This window comes from Leucobacter sp. CX169 (genome assembly GCF_017161405.1).
GTDB lineage: Bacteria > Actinomycetota > Actinomycetes > Actinomycetales > Microbacteriaceae > Cx-87.
On sequence record NZ_CP071051.1, the window covers coordinates 2,520,232 to 2,533,334 of the forward strand.

10 protein-coding genes and 1 pseudogene are annotated in these 13,103 nt (G+C 66.5%); 6 read left to right on the forward strand and 5 right to left on the reverse strand.

The window, feature by feature from the left end:
• Positions 1–15 precede the first annotated feature (15 nt).
• The 4 genes and pseudogenes from JW030_RS11555 (at position 16) to JW030_RS11570 (ending at position 5,288) form a co-directional block, all read left to right on the forward strand.
• Positions 16–1,650: a DNA repair helicase XPB gene (locus JW030_RS11555; protein ID WP_188046718.1), complete on the forward strand. Its 1,635-nt coding sequence runs from the start codon at positions 16–18 to the stop codon at positions 1,648–1,650.
• A gap of 64 nt (positions 1,651–1,714) precedes the next feature.
• Positions 1,715–2,413: a response regulator transcription factor gene (locus JW030_RS11560; protein ID WP_188046717.1), complete on the forward strand. Its 699-nt coding sequence runs from the start codon at positions 1,715–1,717 to the stop codon at positions 2,411–2,413.
• A gap of 75 nt (positions 2,414–2,488) precedes the next feature.
• Positions 2,489–4,180: a cell wall metabolism sensor histidine kinase WalK gene (locus JW030_RS11565; RefSeq protein WP_241095447.1), complete on the forward strand. Its 1,692-nt coding sequence runs from the start codon at positions 2,489–2,491 to the stop codon at positions 4,178–4,180.
• Positions 4,181–4,314: 134 nt separating this feature from the next.
• A pseudogene (locus JW030_RS11570) lies at positions 4,315–5,288 on the forward strand (IS481 family transposase).
• Between the two features lie 10 nt (positions 5,289–5,298).
• Here JW030_RS11570 and JW030_RS11575 read toward each other — a convergent pair.
• The 5 genes from JW030_RS11575 to JW030_RS11595 form a co-directional block, all read right to left on the reverse strand.
• Positions 5,299–5,532 (reverse strand): hypothetical protein, encoded by a 234-nt coding sequence (locus JW030_RS11575; protein ID WP_241095448.1) that lies wholly within the window; start codon positions 5,530–5,532, stop codon positions 5,299–5,301.
• The gene (locus tag JW030_RS11580; RefSeq protein ID WP_188045673.1) at positions 5,529–7,013 is read right to left on the reverse strand and encodes a glycosyltransferase family 2 protein; all 1,485 of its coding nucleotides are present in this window, start codon (positions 7,011–7,013) and stop codon (positions 5,529–5,531) included. Before JW030_RS11580 ends, JW030_RS11575 begins: the two co-directional genes overlap by 4 nt.
• Positions 7,014–7,144: 131 nt before the next feature.
• Positions 7,145–8,764, reverse strand: coding sequence for a chaperonin GroEL (gene groL / locus JW030_RS11585; RefSeq protein ID WP_188045672.1), 1,620 nt, complete (start codon positions 8,762–8,764; stop codon positions 7,145–7,147).
• A 122-nt stretch (positions 8,765–8,886) separates the two neighbouring features.
• Positions 8,887–9,540, reverse strand: a complete 654-nt coding sequence (locus JW030_RS11590; RefSeq protein WP_188045671.1) for a LytR C-terminal domain-containing protein — start codon at positions 9,538–9,540, stop codon at positions 8,887–8,889.
• A gap of 59 nt (positions 9,541–9,599) precedes the next feature.
• Positions 9,600–10,835 (reverse strand): hemin ABC transporter substrate-binding protein, encoded by a 1,236-nt coding sequence (locus JW030_RS11595; RefSeq protein WP_241095449.1) that lies wholly within the window; start codon positions 10,833–10,835, stop codon positions 9,600–9,602.
• 150 nt (positions 10,836–10,985) lie between these two features.
• Between JW030_RS11595 and JW030_RS11600 the strand changes: the two genes are divergently transcribed.
• Complete coding sequence (locus JW030_RS11600; protein ID WP_188045670.1) at positions 10,986–12,053, forward strand: iron ABC transporter permease; 1,068 nt, start codon at positions 10,986–10,988, stop codon at positions 12,051–12,053.
• Positions 12,053–12,862 carry a heme ABC transporter ATP-binding protein gene (locus JW030_RS11605; protein WP_188045669.1) on the forward strand — a complete coding sequence of 270 codons (810 nt, stop codon included), beginning with the start codon at positions 12,053–12,055 and terminating at the stop codon, positions 12,860–12,862. Before JW030_RS11600 ends, JW030_RS11605 begins: the two co-directional genes overlap by 1 nt.
• The last annotated feature ends 241 nt before the right edge of the window (positions 12,863–13,103 follow it).

Below are 13,103 nucleotides of genomic sequence, written 5' to 3' on the forward strand. Positions count from 1 at the left end.
CTAGGCTAGACCGCTATGACACTCGGCCCGCTCATCGTTCAAAGCGACCGCACCGTCCTCCTCGAGGTGGCGCACCCCGATGCAGAGGACGCGCGGCACGATCTCGCGGTATTTGCCGAGCTCGAGCGGGCTCCCGAACACATCCACACCTACCGGATCACGCGGCTCGGACTCTGGAACGCGCGCGCCGCCGGGCACACCGCCACCGAGATCCTCGAGACGCTCGACAAGTACGCAAAGTTTCCCGTACCGAGCGCCGTCTCGGTGGACATCAACGAGACCATGCACCGCTACGGCCGCCTCACGATCGAGCGGGACGCGGAGGGCCAGCTGATCCTGCGCTCGGACGAGCCGCCCATTCTGCGCGAGGTCACGAGCGCGAAGGCCATCGCCCCGCTGCTCGGCAACCGCATCGACGACCACACCTACCCGGTCGAGGCGTGGGCGCGCGGCCAGCTCAAGCAGGAGCTCGTGAAGCGCGGCTGGCCCGCCGAGGACCTCGCCGGCTACACCCCCGGCACGCCACACCCGATGGCCCTGCAGGAGGACGGCTGGGTGCTGCGCGACTACCAGCGCCGCGCCGTGACCAGCTTCGAGACCGGCGGCTCGGGGGTCGTCGTGCTGCCCTGTGGCGCCGGCAAAACGATCGTGGGCGCCGCCACCATGGCGTCGGTGCAGGCGAACACCCTGATCCTGGTCACCAACGCGGTGTCGGCCCGCCAGTGGCGCGATGAACTCCTCAAGCGCACGACGCTCACCGAGGACGACATCGGCGAGTACTCGGGGCAGCGCAAAGAGGTCAAGCCGGTCACCATCGCGACCTACCAAATCCTCACCAGCAAGCGGAAGGGCGAGTACGCGCACCTGTCGCTGCTCGACGTGCTCGACTGGGGCCTCATCGTGTACGACGAGGTCCACCTGCTCCCCGCACCCGTGTTCAAGCTCACCGCCGAGCTGCAGGCGCGTCGGCGCCTGGGCCTCACGGCGACGCTCGTGCGCGAGGACGGCCGCGAGAGCGATGTCTTCTCGCTGATCGGCCCGAAGCGCTACGACGCCGCCTGGAAGGACATCGAGGCCCAGGGATTCATCGCGCCCGCCGCCTGCTTCGAGGTCCGCGTCGTGCTGCCCGAGTTCGAGCGTCTCGAGTACGCGGCCGCAGAAGACGCGGACCGCTACCGGATCGCATCGAGCGCCCCCGCGAAGCAGACCATCGCACGCCGGATCATCGACAAACACCCGGACGAGCAAGTGCTGGTGATCGGCCAGTACATCGACCAGCTCGAGGCGATGAGTGAGGCGCTCGGCAGCCCGCTCATCACCGGCCAGACCCCGGTCGACGAGCGCGAGCGGCTGTTCAACGCGTTCCGCGCCGGCGAAGAGCGGATCCTGGTCGTCTCGAAGGTCGCCAACTTCTCGGTGGACCTGCCCGATGCCTCGGTCGCGATTCAAATCTCGGGCTCGTACGGCTCGCGGCAGGAGGAGGCACAGCGCCTCGGCCGGCTGCTGCGCCCGAAGGCGAACGGGGCCACCGCCTCCTTCTACACGCTCGTCACGCGCGACACCGTCGACCAGGATTTCGCACAGAATCGCCAGCGGTTCCTGGCCGAGCAGGGTTATTCGTACACGATCGTGAACGCCGACGACCTGTAGGGCGATCCGAGCAACCTTTGCGGCTTTCAGCAAGCTCATAGCTAACGGTCAGATACTGGGACACATGACCGGTAACAAGGGACCACGTATTCTGATCGTCGACGACGAGCCCAGCATTCGGGAGCTCCTCACGACGAGCTTGCGCTTCGCCGGGTTCGGTGTGCGCTCCGTGTCAAACGGCGCGCAAACCATCTCGGCCGTGCTCGAGGAAGAACCAGACCTCATCATCCTCGATGTCATGCTGCCCGACATGAACGGGTTTAGTGTCACCAAGCGCCTGCGCTCGGCTGGCTACACCGCCCCCATCCTCTTCCTCACGGCGAAGGACGACACCGAGGACAAGGTGATGGGCCTCACCGTCGGCGGCGACGACTATGTCACCAAGCCGTTCTCGCTCGACGAGATCATCGCCCGCATTAAGGCCATCCTGCGCCGCACCATCCAGGAGGACGAGGACGCCGTCATCACGGCGGGCCCGCTCACCATGGACCAGGACACGCACGAGGTCAACATGAACGGGACGCCGATCGAGCTCTCCCCGACCGAATTCAAGCTGCTGCGCTACCTCATGCTGAACCCCAACCGGGTGCTCTCGAAGGCGCAGATCCTCGATCACGTGTGGGAGTACGACTTCAACGGCGACGCTGGCATCGTAGAGTCGTACATCTCGTACCTGCGCCGCAAGCTCGATCAGCACTCGGACGACTCGCTGATCCAGACGAAGCGCGGCTTCGGCTACATGCTGAAGATCGACCAGAAGTAACGACGGGTAGCCGTGTCGGGTCGGTCACTGAGCAAGCGCTGGGCGAATGTATCGCTCCGCGCAAAGATCACCGGGGTGACGGTATTTATCCTCACCCTGGGGCTTCTCGTGGCCGGCGCCGGCACGCTCTCGTTCCTGCAGCCGCAGCTCATCGCGAAGCAGGACGCGGAGCTGCGCCAGCTCCGGGTTGACCCCACGCTGGCGCTCGGCCCGGGTGCCAACTCGGCCAGCATGACCCGCGACGACGTCCTCTACGCGCCCGATCGCTACTACGTCGCGGTGCTCGACTCGGACGGCGTACTGCTCTACGACAACTTCCGCTCACACCCCGCGGGCAGCGGGCCGACGATCCCGATGCTCACCACGAACTGGGTTGCCGAGAACGGCGACCGCAGCTTCACGATGCGCGCGGCCGACAACTCCGAGTGGCGCGGCATCGCGACCCCCATTCACTCCTCGACCGACACCGAGTCCGCCAGCGGCACCCTGATCATCGCCGCGTCCACCGCCGCCGTGAACAGCACAATGGCGCAGTTCGTGACGATCTTCTCGGGGTTCGGCCTGGCGGTGATCCTGCTGGGGGCCGCCCTCACCCGAATACTCGTGACGACCACGTTTGAACCGCTCGCGGAGGTCGAACGCACGGCGCATGAGATCGCCGCCGGCGACTTCTCCAAACGCATCACGGTCACGAGCCCGACCACCGAGGTCGGCCACCTTGGCCGCTCGCTCAACACCATGCTCGACCGCATCGACGACGCCTTCACCGATCGCGCGCGCACCATCGACCAAATGCGGCGCTTCGTCGGCGACGCCAGCCACGAGCTGCGCACCCCGCTCGTTTCGGTGCGGGGCTACGCCGAGCTGTACCGCATGGGCGCGCTGCAGACGCCCGAGCAGGTCGCCCAGGCCATGGGCCGCATCGAGGGCGAGGCCGTGCGCATGGGCTCGCTCGTCGAGGACCTCCTCGCGCTGGCCCGCCTCGACGAGAAGCGCGCCTTCGAACAGCGCGCGCTCGACCTCATCCCGCTCGCGCGAGACGCCGCGCTCGACACACAGGCGCAGGATCCGAGCCGCACCGTCACCGTGATTGTCGACCCGTCCGCCGTCGACGCCGGTGCGACGGTCGCCGCGATGGATCCGGCACCGGCAGGTGCCCGGCAACGCGGCGCCCCGAAGCGCGTCTTGCCGACCGTCCCGAGCGGCGAGGACGATGTCGTCGCTCCGGCCGAGCAGCAGAAGGCCGCCAAGGCGGCGCCCGCGACCCTCGCAACCGGCGCCATCGCATTCGGCAGCCAGGCCCTCGCTCGGCTGCGCCGGAAGGGCCCGGGCGACGGTAGCCAGCTGGCCGATGCGTCGAGCGTCATCTCCGATTCAGGCCCGCTGCCGCTCGTGTACGAGCCGCGGCGCCCCATCGTGCTGGGCGACGAGCACAAGGTGCGCCAGGTGATGTCGAACCTCATCGGGAACGCACTACGGCACACGCCCGCGGGCAGCCCGATCGACATCGTGGTGTCGGTCGCCCCGCAGCGCGGCACGGCCCGATTCGACATCGTGGACCACGGCGAGGGCATCCCCGAGCAGATCCGCGAGCGCATTTTTGAGCGGTTCTGGCGTGCCGACACGTCGCGCAACCGCGAGACGGGCGGCTCCGGCCTCGGGCTCGCCATCGTGTCGTCGATCGTCGCGGCGCACGGCGGCACGGTCGTTGCACGTGAAACTCCCGGCGGCGGCGCGACCTTCAGCGTCGAGCTTCCACTCGCGTAGCGACCACGCTCGGGCCCGGCACCGGCCTAGTTGTACCCGGCCATGACGTTGGTGACACTTTAGGTCTTGTGAAAAGGGAGAACCTCCTGGCTTAGTGGAGATGTTGAAGTCATCCGCATAGCCAGGAGGTTCTCTTGTCTTACGTTAATGCCCGACTGACTGTTCGCGGGAGAGCGTTGCTCATTGAACGCGTCATTGGTTCCCATCGTCCCGTCGCTCATGTCGCCAAAGAACTCGGCATTTCCCGGCAATGCGCGCATCGCTGGGTTCGCAGATACAAAGACGAGGGCCCTGCGGGACTGCTGGATCGCTCGTCTCGGCCACGGTGTTCGCCGACCCGGACGAGTCCGGATCGTGAACAGGTCGTGCTCGAGTCCCGCTCTCGACTTCGCGCAGGCCCGTTGCGCATCGCTGCAGACACCGGTGTTCCTGCCCGAACCGTGTCACGCGTGTTAGCACGCCACCACGTCCCGCCGCTGAGCTGGTGTGATCCGATGACCGGCGAACTCATTCGGGCCTCTCGCGCCACGGAGAACCGTTACGAGTATGAGCGGCCTGGCGAGATGGTCCATGTTGATGTGAAGAAACTCGGCCGCATCCCCGACGGTGGTGGCTGGCGAGCCGACCTGACCCAAACCCGCCGCAATCACGTCACCGGCCACCAGGGGGTCGGGTTCGACTATGTCCACGCCGTGATCGATGACCACAGTCGCCTCGCTTACGCCGAGATCCATTCCGACGAGAAAGGCGTCACCGCTGCCGGCGTATTGTGCGAGCTGCAGCGTTCTTCGCGGCATGCGGTATCCCCGCGATCAAGCGGGTCCTTTCGGACAACGCGTTCGCCTACCGGAAATCGGCCGCGTTCAAGGACGCCGTCGCCGAGCTTGGCGCAGTTCAACGTTTCATCAAGCCCCATTGCCCCTGGACGAACGGCAAAGTTGAACGCCTCAACCGCACCCTGCAAACCGAGTGGGCCTATAGGCAGGTCTTCACCAGCAATGACGAACGATCGGCCGCTCTTGCGCCCTGGTTGGACTTCTACAACACTAAACGCATCCACACCGGCATCGGAGCAACACCCATCAGCCGAGTGTCACCAACGTCATGACGCAGTACACCTAGTCGTTGCTTTCGGGGTAGATGCTGCGGGTTTCGGTCCGCCGGTTCCGCGACGTGAAGAGGTCCGACAGGTACCACTTGGGTAGGATCTTGGCGACCGCGAGCACGGCGTACATCACGGTGTTGATCGCAACGAACGCGGCGAGCACGGCGAACCAGTCCGATTGCAGTGTCGACTCGGGCAGCAGAATCCCGGCGTGCACAGCGTCGGTCGCCCAACTCTCGATCATCATGCGTTCCCCTCGCGCTCAGACTCCGCGGCCCGCTCGGCGCTCCTGTCTGGCCCCGCGCCTTCCGCCTCACTCTCGGACGCGACCCCGTTCCCCCAGGCCGCCTTACGCCCCAGGCTGATCTCGAGCACTCCGGTGACGTACACCACGTTTAGGAACATATCGAAGAAGAGCTCGGGAAAGAGCGCCAGGGCGAGGAGCCGGGCCCGCGGGCCCCCTGCCCACACCGTCACGACGCGCTCGAGCAAGAAGAGCGAGCCGACCCCGATCCAGAACGGGAACCAGATCCAGTGGTCGAGCGAGAGGAACGTGACGATGAGGAGAAGGAAGAAGGAGCTAAGCGCGATCACGCTGTATCCGATTCCGAGCTGTTGGGCCCAGTACCGGAACGTGTGCGGGGTGAGTCGGTAGCTGCCCAGGTTCTCGAGCGCTCCACGCTGCCACCGCAGGCGCTGCACCCAGAGTTCGCGCCAGGTCGGCATGAGCTCCGTCACGACCTGGCACTTCTCGGGCGAGATCATCAGCCCGCCGAGCGACTTGATCGCGAGCGTGAGCTCGTTGTCCTCCGTGAGCGCCATGGTGTCGTAGACGTCGCCGGGCCTGCCGGGAAGACCTTTACCCCGCTCGCCCGCCACAGTGCGCATTGCCGTGGCCCGAAAGACGGACGCCGTCCCCGTCAACACGAAGACGCGGCCTCGGCGTCGAGCGATCTCGCGCCGATACCGCAGGTACTCGTTGCGCTGGAACTGCCCGATGAGGCCGTGCCCCTCCTCCCCGACGAACAATCCCCCGACCGCCATGAGCGCGCGGTCGCTCGTGAAGCGCTGCGTCGCGGCAGTGAGGAAGCCCGGGTCCAGCACAGTATCGGCGTCGACGACCATTACCAGGTCGTTGGGGCCCATGCCCGGCAGCAGCGTCTGCAGCGCCTGGTTCAGTGCGCCCGCCTTCTTCTCTCGGTTGCCGACCGTCGCGAACACCTCCGCGCCGTGGGCTCGGGCGACACCAGCGGTGTTGTCGTTGCAGTTGTCGGCGACCACAATGATGCGCGCCGGCAGCTCCTCCTGTGCGAGCACCGCGCTCAGCGCCGCAGCGATGATCGCCTCCTCGTTGTGCGCCGGCATCAGCACGGTCACCGTAATCGGGCCGGAGAAGACGCCGCGGGTCTGCTCCATGATGACCTTTGGGGCGAGCGGTGTGCTGACCGGGTTGCTCGAGCGCCGCGAGCGAACGGCCACGCTGCGTTCGAGGAGCGCGATGCTCGCCGCGAAAAATAGCGCGAGCGCGATGGCTGAGATCACGACCTGCGGGTCGGGCGCGGTCGTGCTGTAGAAGATCTGCCAAATCCCAAAGATTGCTCGGGTCGCAGGCTCTGAAATCGGCAACGGCTCGTCGATCGCGAGCGTGAAGAAGAGCAGCGCAGCGGCGCCGCCTGCGACCAGGAGCACCCCCACCCCCGCGAGGCGTTCAAATCCACGACCCGTCATAGAAAAATCCTAGCGATGATTGCGCCAGAGCGGAGCGTCAGTTCTGGATCTCGTACACCGGCCTAAGCTCCGGCATACGAAAAGCGGGGCAGCGGCCCGAAGGCCACTACCCCGCTTATGCGCAGGTTGGACTAGAAGTCCATGCCACCCGTGGGGTCGCCGCCGCCTGCAGCTGCGGGCTCCGGCTTCTCAGCGACAACGACCTCGGTCGTGAGGAAGAGGCCGGCGATCGAGGCTGCGTTCTGCAGCGCCGAGCGGGTCACCTTGGCGGGGTCGAGGATGCCCTGAGCGATCAGGTCACCGTACTCGCCCGTCGCGGCGTTGAGGCCGTGACCGTTGGGGAGCTCCGACACCTTGTTCACGACAACGCCGGGCTCGAGGCCCGCGTTCATCGCGATCTGACGCAGGGGCGCCTCGATGGCGACCTCGACGATGCGAGCGCCAACGGCCTCATCACCGGTGAGGTTCAGCCCAGCGAAGACAGCCTTGCCGGCCTGGATCAGCGCGACGCCGCCGCCGGGCAGGACGCCCTCTTCGACAGCAGCCTTTGCGTTGCGGACTGCGTCCTCAATGCGGTGCTTGCGCTCCTTGAGCTCGACCTCGGTAGCCGCGCCAGCCTTGATGACTGCAACGCCGCCAGCAAGCTTCGCGAGGCGCTCCTGGAGCTTCTCGCGATCGTAATCGCTGTCCGTGTTCTCGATCTCGCGGCGGATCTGCGCGACGCGACCTGCGATCGCGTCTTCCTCGCCTGCACCCTGGACGATGGTGGTCTCGTCCTTGGTGATGATGACCTTGCGGGCACGACCGAGCATGTCGAGGGTCGCGTTCTCGAGCTTCAGGCCGACCTCTTCCGAGATGACCTGTCCGCCCGTGAGGATCGCGATGTCCTGCAGCATAGCCTTGCGGCGATCGCCGAAGCCGGGAGCCTTGACGGCAACCGACTTGAAGATGCCACGGATCTTGTTGAGCACGAGGGTCGCGAGCGCTTCGCCCTCGACGTCCTCGGCAATGATGAGGAGCTGCTTGCCCGACTGGATGACCTGGTCAACGACCGGGAGGAGATCCTTGATGCTCGAGACCTTGCTGTTGACGACGAGGATGTACGGATCCTCGAAGACAACTTCCTGGCGGTCTGCGTCGGTGACGAAGTACGCCGACAGGTAGCCCTTGTCGAAGCGCATGCCCTCGGTGAGCTCGAGCTCGGTGCCGAACGTGTTCGACTCCTCGACGGTGACGACGCCTTCCTTGCCGACCTTGTCGATCGCCTCGGCGATGAGCTTGCCGATCTGCTCGTCAGCGGCCGAGATCGACGCGGTTGCCGCGATCTGGTCGGTGGTCTCGATGTCCTGAGCGTTCTCGAGGAGCTGCGCCGTTACAGCGGCAACGGCCTTCTCGATGCCCTTCTTGATCGCGATGGGGTCGCTGCCGGCGGACACGTTGCGGAGGCCCTCACGGACCAGTGCCTGTGCGAGCACGGTTGCGGTGGTGGTGCCGTCGCCTGCGACGTCGTCAGTCTTCTTGGCGACCTCCTTGACGAGCTCGGCACCGATCTTCTCGAACGGGTCGTCCAGCTCGATCTCCTTGGCGATGGAGACACCATCGTTGGTGATCGTGGGGGCGCCCCACTTCTTCTCGAGCACGACGTTGCGACCGCGGGGACCAAGGGTCACCTTCACGGCGTCGGCGAGAATGTTGAGACCGCGCTCAAGGCCGCGGCGGGCCTCTTCATCAAAGGCAATGATCTTAGCCATAAGTGTTCTCGATCCTCCAGGGTGTTACGAGTGGAATTAGCACTCGAGAGATCGGAGTGCTAACCACAATCTTGGCACTCGCACCCTGAGAGTGCAAGCGCAAGGAGGAGGTCCGGCGCCGCCTACTCGGCGGGCTGCTCTTCGGCAGGCGTCTCTTCCGCCGGCGCGGCGGGCGTATCGCTCGGCATCTCGACGGCGCCGGGGCCGCGGTAGTCGCTGCCCAGCAACACGATGAGCCGCGCGCCGTAACTCGCGTAGTCCGGCTGCAGGTAGTACGAAGCGCCACCGAGCTGCTCGCCGAGGCCCTTGGCGAATGCCTCGTCTTTCGGATCAACGTAGAAGATCGCAGAGATCGTCACGTCCCGCTGATCGGCGACACCAGCAAAAATCACGTCACCCAGCGCGCCGGTCCGGATCGCCTGATCGACGTTGTCTTCGAGTCCGTCCGCCGGGCTGCCATTCAGGATCGCGATCGTCGCGGCGGGGTCGATCTCGCCGACCACCTGCACGGGCGCCGGCTTCTTGGTCTCCTCGACCGCGCCGGGCAACTGCACGTTGCCTGGCCCGATCACGATGAAGACAATACCCAGGGTGGCGAGCACCGCGGCAGTGAGCAGCACCATGAGCGCGCGCAGCCAGAACGACCCCGCCCGCTCGGGCGAACGGTGCACCCCGACACGGTGGCTGCGCTCGACCAGGTCATAGCGATCCTGCGGGGCGCGCGTGCTTGCCGCACGGGCCTCACCGCTGGATTCAGCGCTCTGCTTCTGCGCCACGCGCGTACCTCCGGATGATTGCACTCCCACTCAGGCACTCGCCCGAGACCGTTCCCACCTTACTCGGCAGAACTCTGCTTCCCTGGCAGCGAATCGGGAGCGTACAGCGCGCGCGCCAGCCCATCGAGCACATCGGGAATGCGGGTGCCTCCCGCGAACAAGGCAGTGTCGTCCACGTCAATGATCCTGCGATTCTTGCCAGCGGTCGTCAACGCGACGCTCGGCACGCCCTCGAGCAGCCCGTCAACGCCGCCCGCGCTCTCGAGACCCTCGGTCATCACAACAATCACGTCGGGGTCGATCGCGATGAGTGCCTCGTCGGTCATGGGCTTCATGCCAGTCCAACCGATTTCCTTTGCGACGTCGACCGCCCCCACCGCCTCGATGACCGAGTCAATTCCGCTGCCCTCACCGAAGAGGTAGTAGATTCCGGCGGTGCCGCGAATGTACAGGAACGCGACGCGCGGCTTGTCGGCAAGACCTCCCGGCACGAGGGGCTTGATCTCAAGCATCTTGGAAGCGATCGCCGTTTGAATCTCAGCGACGAGCTGCTCGCCCAGGGCCGGAACGCCGAGGGCGGCGGCGACCTCGCGGGCGGCCGTGTAGGTGCTGTCAAAGTCGTCGGACTTGGTCACGACCACGACGGGGATGCCCGCGTCGCGCAGCTGCAAGAGCACGTCGATAGGGCCGATCGACCCGTCCGTGATGATGAGCGTCGGCGCGAGTGCGATGACGCTCTCGGCGTCGATCGTGTGCCCGGCCTTCGTGACCACGGGCAGATCGGCGGTGCCCTCGGTGCTCGTCGAGGTGTCGCGCCCCACGAGCCGGTCCCCCAGGCCATAGGCATGCACGAGATCCGCAAGCGTGCCCGTCATGGACAGCGCGAGCACTCGAGACGTGTCGGTGACCTCGATCTCGCGGTCGCCGCCGCGGTCGCGAGAAACGACCGTCGTGGGCAGATCGGCCTCGGGGTTGTCGGCGATCGGCTGCAGCGTCGGGCCGCCGATCACCGCGGTCGTCGGGCCCTGGTACGCCCGGGGATCCTCGAGCGGAGTGAGCGTCGACAGCGGCGGCAAGTCGATCGCTGCAGCGGTGTCGGCGGTCGCCTGCGTTGGCCCGGTTTGGCACGCGGTCAGACCAGCCCCGAGGGCAAGCACGAGAACGAGCGCGGCGGAGCGGGCGATGCGGCGATACGACATAGAGATGGGGCGGCTTTCGATTGGTCGCCGATCAATGCAGGATCCGGGGTACTCCCAGACCGCAATGCGCGATCCGGCGACCGCCGTGGACGCCATGCGACGAGCCAAAGTGACTCGAGAAGTTAGCCTAGCCTAAGATGGTGTGGTGACCCCTGGATTCTCGGGGCTCACACAGCTGGCGTGCCCTTAGAGTACAGAGGGCCCCCACGCCCCATTATTTGCCAGGAAGGCAGCACCCGCCGCGTCATGAAGAGCACCGCCGTCACCGCCCGTTCGCGGCACACCGCCACGGTGATTGCTCTGTTCACTGCGCTCGGCGTCTCACTGCTTGTCGTCGTCCTGGTGTCGGCCGGCACAGGCCAGCTGGCGATCCCGCCGGATCAGGTCCTCGGCTCAATCCTGCACCGCATCGGAATCACCTGGCTGCCACTGCCCGAGCACGCCGCGGGTGACCAGACGCTCTGGGCAATCAGGTTCCCCCGCGTCGCGATGGCGGTACTCGTGGGCGCGGCCCTGTCAGTGTCGGGTCTGCTCATGCAAGCCGTGTTCGGCAACCCGCTCGCCGAGCCCGGCGTCATCGGCGTCTCGTCCGGCGCTGCCGTGGGCGCAGGTATCTGCATCGTCTTCGGCCTCACCATTTTCGGCGACTGGACCGTCGCCGTGTTCGCGTTCGGGGCCGGCCTCCTCGCCACGCTGCTCGTGTACTTCATGAGCCGCGCCGACGGCCGCACCGAGGTCGTCACCCTCATCCTCACCGGCATCGCCATCAACGCGATCGCGGGCGCCGGCATCGCGCTGCTGACCTTCCTGGGCGATACCCAGTCGCGCGAGCAGATCGTGTTCTGGCAGCTCGGCAGCCTCGCTGGCAGCCGCTGGGAGCAGGTCCTCGTCGTCGCCCCCGTCGTCGCGATTGGCCTCATCGTGTCGTACCTCGTCGCCCGCAAGCTCGATCTGCTTTCGCTGGGTGAGCGCAACGCCCGGCACCTCGGCGTCAATGTCGAGGCGCTCCGGATCGGCGTGATCGTGCTCGTCTCGCTGCTCGTCGGCGCGGCGGTGGCGTTCGCCGGCATCATCGCGTTCGTCGGCCTCGTGGTGCCGCACCTCATGCGCATGATCCTCGGCCCGGCGCACCTGCCGCTCGTCACTGCGAGCGCCCTGGGCGGCGGGCTGCTGCTGTCGCTCGCCGACCTCGCCGCGCGGACGATGGTGCCGATGGCCGACCTGCCGATCGGCATGCTCACCGCCCTCGTCGGCGGACCATTCTTCTTCTGGCTGCTGCGGCGCACCCGCAAGCGGAGCGGGGGCTGGGGATAATGGCTCGACACCTCACACTTCCCACACCGGTCCCTGTGGGGACGGCCGCGTTCGAGATGCGCGGCATCACGGTCGCGCGCGGCGGCCGACGCCTGCTCGACTCGGTCTCGCTGTCCGTGCAGGCCGGCGAAGTGCTCGCCCTGCTCGGCCCCAATGGTGCCGGTAAGTCCACGCTGCTCAACGTGCTCTCGGGCGACCTCGTCGCCGATGCGGGCGATGTCGACTTCGCCGGGCAGACCCTCGACTCGTGGTCCCTGATCGATCTCGCCCGCAGACGCAGCGTGCTGTTGCAGGACAACCAGGTCTTGTTCCCCTTCACGGTGCACCAGGTTGTCGAGATGGGTCGAGCGCCGTGGCGGCGCACCCCCCGTGAGGACGACGACAACTCGGCAATCTCCGAGGCCATCGGGGCCGCCGACATCGCGCACCTGGGCAACCGCCGTGTGCCGTCGCTCTCGGGCGGCGAGCGGGCGCGCGCCGCGTTCGCCCGCGTGATCGCTGGCCGCACCGGCGTGCTCTTGCTCGACGAACCGACCGCGGCGCTCGACCTCAAGCATCAGGAGTCCGTGCTGTCGCTCGCCCGCTCGCGTGCAGCTGAGGGCGACGCCGTCATCGTAGTGCTGCACGACCTGAACCTCGCGGGGGCCTACGCCGACCGCATCGCGCTGTTACGCCAAGGTTCGATTGCGGCGCTCGGCTCGCCCGCCGAGGTGCTGACTGCTTCGATCGTGTCAGCGGTGTACGACTCCCCCGTCGAGGTGATCCCGCACCCGGTGACTGGTCGCGGGATCGTACTTCCGCTGAGGTAGTTCTGGGTGGTGGGGCTGCCCTGGGTGGCGCGGTGCTGGGTGGCCCGGCGTCCCCTGGGCACCCTGATTTTCACTCAATAGTAGATCCGCCTTCAATAGTAGGAATTCGGCGTTCTCGTGGGGATTCTCGGCTTTTCTACTATTGAGTGAAAGTGTTATTGCCCGTTCACACCTGACGCCTTCAAGTGACTCTCCACAATTTCGCTCCAACGCCACTGCTGATCGTCCAGTCCGGGAACAC

Coding starts and splice junctions, on each gene's coding strand:
- JW030_RS11575 (WP_241095448.1), bottom strand. CDS start 5,532: ATGATGATCGAGAGTTGGGCGACCGACGCTGTGCACGCCGGGATTCTG.
- JW030_RS11605 (WP_188045669.1), top strand. CDS start 12,053: ATGGCTCGACACCTCACACTTCCCACACCGGTCCCTGTGGGGACGGCC.
- JW030_RS11595 (WP_241095449.1), bottom strand. CDS start 10,835: ATGGCGTCCACGGCGGTCGCCGGATCGCGCATTGCGGTCTGGGAGTAC.
- JW030_RS11600 (WP_188045670.1), top strand. CDS start 10,986: ATGAAGAGCACCGCCGTCACCGCCCGTTCGCGGCACACCGCCACGGTG.
- JW030_RS11560 (WP_188046717.1), top strand. CDS start 1,715: ATGACCGGTAACAAGGGACCACGTATTCTGATCGTCGACGACGAGCCC.
- JW030_RS11555 (WP_188046718.1), top strand. CDS start 16: ATGACACTCGGCCCGCTCATCGTTCAAAGCGACCGCACCGTCCTCCTC.
- JW030_RS11580 (WP_188045673.1), bottom strand. CDS start 7,013: ATGACGGGTCGTGGATTTGAACGCCTCGCGGGGGTGGGGGTGCTCCTG.
- groL (WP_188045672.1), bottom strand. CDS start 8,764: ATGGCTAAGATCATTGCCTTTGATGAAGAGGCCCGCCGCGGCCTTGAG.